At 27.7% G+C, this 5,220-nt stretch carries 3 protein-coding genes and 1 pseudogene; all 4 read left to right on the top strand.

Features of this window, described 5'->3' with window-relative positions:
* Positions 1–1,207 (top strand): annotated as a pseudogene (locus OC683_RS01920) (reverse transcriptase domain-containing protein); the annotation flags it as partial.
* A 295-nt stretch (positions 1,208–1,502) separates the two neighbouring features.
* Positions 1,503–4,124: an alanine--tRNA ligase gene (gene alaS, locus OC683_RS01915; protein ID WP_304514870.1), complete on the top strand. Its 2,622-nt coding sequence runs from the start codon at positions 1,503–1,505 to the stop codon at positions 4,122–4,124.
* A complete protein-coding gene (gene ruvX, locus OC683_RS01910) occupies positions 4,115–4,567 on the top strand; it encodes a Holliday junction resolvase RuvX (RefSeq protein WP_304514869.1) in 453 nt (150 codons plus the stop codon). The genes alaS and ruvX overlap by 10 nt, the downstream gene beginning before the upstream one ends.
* Positions 4,568–4,596: 29 nt before the next feature.
* Positions 4,597–4,830, top strand: a complete 234-nt coding sequence (locus OC683_RS01905; RefSeq protein WP_304513065.1) for a hypothetical protein — start codon at positions 4,597–4,599, stop codon at positions 4,828–4,830.
* The last annotated feature ends 390 nt before the right edge of the window (positions 4,831–5,220 follow it).

The raw sequence follows: 5,220 nt of genomic DNA, 5'->3' as shown, positions 1-5,220 counted from the left end.
TCAATCATGAAATTCTCATGAGAACCTTAAATCGATTCATCAAAAAGAATAAAACTCTCTCAACCATTAACAAATGGCTAAGAGCCGGTTTCATGAAAGATGGAATCAAATACGAATCTTTATCAGGTTCTCCTCAAGGAGGAATTATTTCCCCCTTATTGGCGAATGTATATTTACATTACATCGACCTGAAAATGGAGGAACTGATTAAAGAAGGAAAGCCGATTAGGAAGGACAACCCAGAATATAAGAAAGCATGGCTTAAAAACCAGCACCATAAACTGGAGGCTGATAGATGGCTCAATCTAAATCCAAAACCTAGAGTCGAATACATTCGTTATGCTGATGACTTTATCATTGGCGTCAAAGGCGAGTATAACCAAGCCGAAGGGATTAAGAATCAAGTAGTCCGATGGCTAGAGCAAGATTTGAAACTTACCATTAGTAAGGACAAATCAAAAATTGTCAAAGCCAATAAAGGAACAAGGTTTTTATCCTACATGGTAAAGGTAAATCCCACCAATAAAACTCGTACAAGGAAATCCGCAAAAAATTTCCTAAACGGCAAGGTTTAAATCCAAATTCCCCAAGCGAAAGCTAAAGAGTACGGACATGAATATAATTGGTTAAAAGAGGGAAAGGTGAAACACAATGAAACTTTAGCGGATAGAGACGAATTAGAAATAATCCGGACCTATCAAACCATTGTCTGAAATACTTTTGTTTAGCTAACAATCTTGATGTTTTAACCTATTTGAATTATTTAGCTGAAGATAGCTGTTTGAAAACAATGGCAAGAAAATGGAAAACATCGATTGCCAAAGTACGAAAGAAGCTTAATATAGGTTCAACCTGGGCTATTCCCTATCTTAATAAAGGGAAAACCCAATACGAACCATGGGTGGTCTACTCTTGGGATAAAATCAAAAAAATGCGTAACTATAAGGAAAACCCTGATATTACCATCAATAGATTTTTATTTCAAGGGCGTACACATCTAACTGACCGCCTAAAAGCGGAAAGTTGTGAGAACTGCGGCAAAACAACCCAACTTCAAATTCATCACATTGGGACAGTTCGCAATGCGAATCACCAAAGTATTATGAATAAAAGTACCAAGGTATTATGTAAAGATTGCCATCGCAAAATAACCAATCAACAAATACATGATATCAAAAGAACAAGAACGATAAGAATAAATAGCTAATTAACCGCAAGGGGAAATTAGTTCTCGAAAGAGAGTAAATTATGGAAAGCCGGATGCTTGGAAACTTGCTTGTCCGGTTTGGACGGGGGCTGATTGTAAATAAAACAGCAAATATAAATCGCTGCATAAAACGCAATTAATCTATCCGTATCCTGATACTAATAAATTCACTTTACCTCATCGTTTAACTAAAAATGGTAGTAGTTTTTATAAAAATAAATTAATTTCAAAAATACAAAGTACGAATTAATCATATTTAAAAAAAATTAATATTTTAAATAAAAAAGGCATTAATATGATCAAAATTAAAACATCGCAAGAAATTCGTAATATATGGCTAAATTTTTTTAAATCTAAACAACATAAAATAGAATCATCAGCATCTTTAATACCAGATAAAGATCCTACTTTGTTATGGATTAATGCTGGCGTAGCGCCTTTAAAAAAGTATTTTAATGGTTCCGTAATTCCTCATCATAAACGTATAGTTAATATTCAAAAATGTTTAAGAGTTAATGATATTGATATGGTAGGAAAAACTTCTTGTCATCATACTTTTTTTGAAATGTTAGGAAATTTTTCTATTGGAGATTATTTTAAAAAAGAAGCTATCGAATTTGCTTTTGAATTTTTGACATCTCATGAATTTTTGGCTTTAGATATTCGTAAATTATATATTACTTATTTTGAAAAAGATTTAGAAACTTATGAGTATTGGTTACAAAAAGGCATTGATAAAAATCATTTAATTGCTTTAAAAGAAAATTTTTGGGAAATAGGTGAAGGACCATGTGGCCCTTGTACCGAAATTTTTTTTGACCGTGGACCAACATATGATTCGCGTAATCATAGTTTAATTTTAAATAACATTAACAATAACCGTTTTATTGAAATTTGGAACATTGTTTTTTCTCAATATAATTTAGAAATTAAAGATAATCGTAAAGTTTATCGGGAATTACCCAATAAAAATATTGATACTGGAGTCGGTCTAGAACGTTTAACTTGTATTTTGCAAAATAAAAATAATAATTTTGAAACTGATTTGTTTTGGCCTATTATTCAAAAAATTTCCATTTTAAGCAATATAACATATCAGTTAGATGAAAATCAAGAAATTTTTCAAATTATTTCTGATCATGTTAGAGCTTTAGTTTTTGGGATTGCTGACGGAGTTATGTTATCTAATGATGGTAGGGGTTATATTTTAAAAAAACTTTTAAGAAGAGCTTTCCAAAAAGGAATTAAATTAGGATTTAATGATCCTTTTTTATTTAAATTAGTGTCTACAGTAGTTGATATAATGGAAGATTTTTATCCATATTTAAAATCAAAAATATCAATTATTCAACAAATCATTTTAACAGAAGAAAAGAAGTTTTTATTAACTTTACAAGAAGGAAAAAATAAATTTTTAGAATTTACTAAAATTTCCAAAAAACTTTTGGCTAAAGATTTTTTTAAACTTTATGATACTTATGGACTACCCCCAGATATTATTTTAGAATATGCTAAAAATTATAAAATTTTAGCAGAAAAAAAAGAATTTGAAAATATTTTAGAAAAACAAAAAAAAATATCATCTAATCAAGGTAAAATATTATTTAAAAATAAAAATTATCAAAATAATGAATATTATAATTTTACTCTTAAAAGTGAATTTGTAGGTTATAAATGTTTTAGTGCTTCGGCTAAAATTATTAAAGTTTTTGAAAATGGAATTGTTTTGGACAAAACCCCTTTTTATGCTGAAATGGGAGGCCAAATTTCAGATTTTGGTATGATTAATCAAAGTTATATTGAGAAAGTTATTAAATTACCTCATGGGCAATTTTTACACTATACAAAAGATTATTTTGAATTAGGTCAACAGGTTAACACATGCATTGATTTACAAAAAAGACATTTAATTTCTTTAAATCATACAGCGACTCATTTATTACATGCTGCTTTAAAAAAATTATTTAATCCTGATATACAACAATGTGGTTCTTTTTTGAATCATAAAATTTTAAAATTTGATTTTAATTATTATAAATCTTTATCTTTAGATGATCTAATTTCTATAGAAAACAAAATAAATTCATGGATTAATGAAAAATGTCCTATAAATATCAAAATAATGACTTTTAAAGAAGCTCAAGATCAAAAAATACAATTGCTTGAACAAATTGAGTATAAGGATATTGTGAGAGTAATCGAAATTAAGAATATTTCAACTCAATTATGTGGCGGAACTCATGCTTTTAACACTTTATTTTTGGAAAAATTCGCTATTTTGTCTTATACTTCTATTGGTTCTGGAATTTACAGAATAGAAGCAACAACCACTACTAATAATATTATTTTTGGTTTTGATTCTAAAACTAAACATTTACGTATCCAAGAACAAAAAATATTGCATCAAATAGAACAATATTATTATGATGATTCGAATAATAAAGTTAATATTCCTCAATTCAAAGAAGATAGGGATAGTTATAAAAGTATTTTGATTTATAAAGAGTATTGCGAAGAATTACAAAAATTGTGGTTGCAAATACAAAAACAAATTTATCAAAAGAATATGATAAAAATGATTAAAGAAGCTGAAAAAATTATACCTTCTAAAATAGAACCTTGTATGTTTTTAAGTTGCGATAATATTGATATTGATGAAAATATGTTGAAGAATCTTTTAGATTATTTAATACAAAAACTAAAAATTAATTTTTTATGTTTATATAAGCAAAAATCTGAATATTTTATTTTAGTTTGTAAAAGTAATATTGATAATATTAATGCTAAAAATTTTATAAATCGTGTAAATATTATCATTAAAGGAAAAGGCGGGGGAAATGCGACTTTTGCTAAAAGTATTAGTTATCACAAAGATAAATTAATAATGTTGCAAAAAGAATGGTTAAAATGTTTATAAAAGAGCAATTATATCAAAAAGAAAATTTTTTAGGTTTAGATTTGGGAGAAAAAACTTTGGGAATTTCATTTTCTCAATTTGGAATTATTGCCAAAAATTTAAAAACTATTAAATTTCAAAGGCATCAATATCATCAATTAATTTTACCTTTATCTAAAATCATTACTAAACTTAATATTAATACAATTGTTTTAGGAGATCCTAAACATATGAATAATAATATAGGAATTAAATCTAAAATTAGTATTTCTTTTAGCAAAAGAATTAAGAAATCTTTTCCATTTGTTCAAATATTTTTGTGGGATGAACGACTTTCAACTGAAGAAGCAATTGATAATATGTATCAAGCTCAATATAAAAAAACTAAAATATTTAAATTAAAAGATGAAATGGCTGCTAAGATAATTTTACAAAATTTTTTAAATTATCATAAATCTATTTAAATAAACATAAATTTATAAAGAATTTATATATGTCTATATTTTATAAAATAAAAAAAAAATACTTAAAAAAAATAAAAAAATATGCTATAAAAGAGCGCATACCTATTATTCACAAAGAAACTGGTTTATTTTTAGAAAACTTTATTAATCAAAAAAAAATAATAGATATTTTAGAAATAGGAACTGCTATTGGTTATAGCGGGGCGCCAAAGAGGCCTAAATTTCGTGCTATTTCACCAATAGCCAGAGCTGATAAACTCTGAAAGGAGATGGTCGGTCTGGCAGACGAAAGAATGTCAGATTAGAGCAGACCATAAAAGCGGGTTGCGATGAAAGCAAATTAGTCAAGAAGACCTCGCCACCAAATAATTCCATGGAGAAGCCTGAGACGGCCTAAGAAGGAAAAAGATGTAATACCAAAACCTGTTCGGAAGTTGCTTAGACGAATAGTCCAGAGTCTACTAATAAATGCGCTATGTATTGAGTAGTTTATCAAATAAAGAAACCTGGAATCAGCCACTTAAGTGGATACTTCCCCTAAAGAATTAAGGTTGAAATTTAGAGTAACTTGGAGAATCCTAAAACTAAGTAATGAAATTTACTAATCCGGAAATAAAAGCCCGGGTGGTCAAGGATAAAGCATCTTTTTAGTA

The organism is Candidatus Phytoplasma crotalariae (assembly GCF_030586865.1).
GTDB classification, from domain to species: domain Bacteria; phylum Bacillota_I; class Bacilli_A; order Acholeplasmatales; family Acholeplasmataceae; genus Phytoplasma; species Phytoplasma citri.
Note: the sequence above shows the minus strand (reverse complement) of the source record. Positions and strands in the feature narration are given on the sequence as shown.

Bases quoted from the DNA above. Each gene is read 5' to 3' on its own strand.
- OC683_RS01905 (WP_304513065.1), top strand. From the start codon at position 4,597: ATGTCTATATTTTATAAAATAAAAAAAAAATACTTAAAAAAAATAAAA.
- ruvX (WP_304514869.1), top strand. From the start codon at position 4,115: ATGTTTATAAAAGAGCAATTATATCAAAAAGAAAATTTTTTAGGTTTA.
- alaS (WP_304514870.1), top strand. From the start codon at position 1,503: ATGATCAAAATTAAAACATCGCAAGAAATTCGTAATATATGGCTAAAT.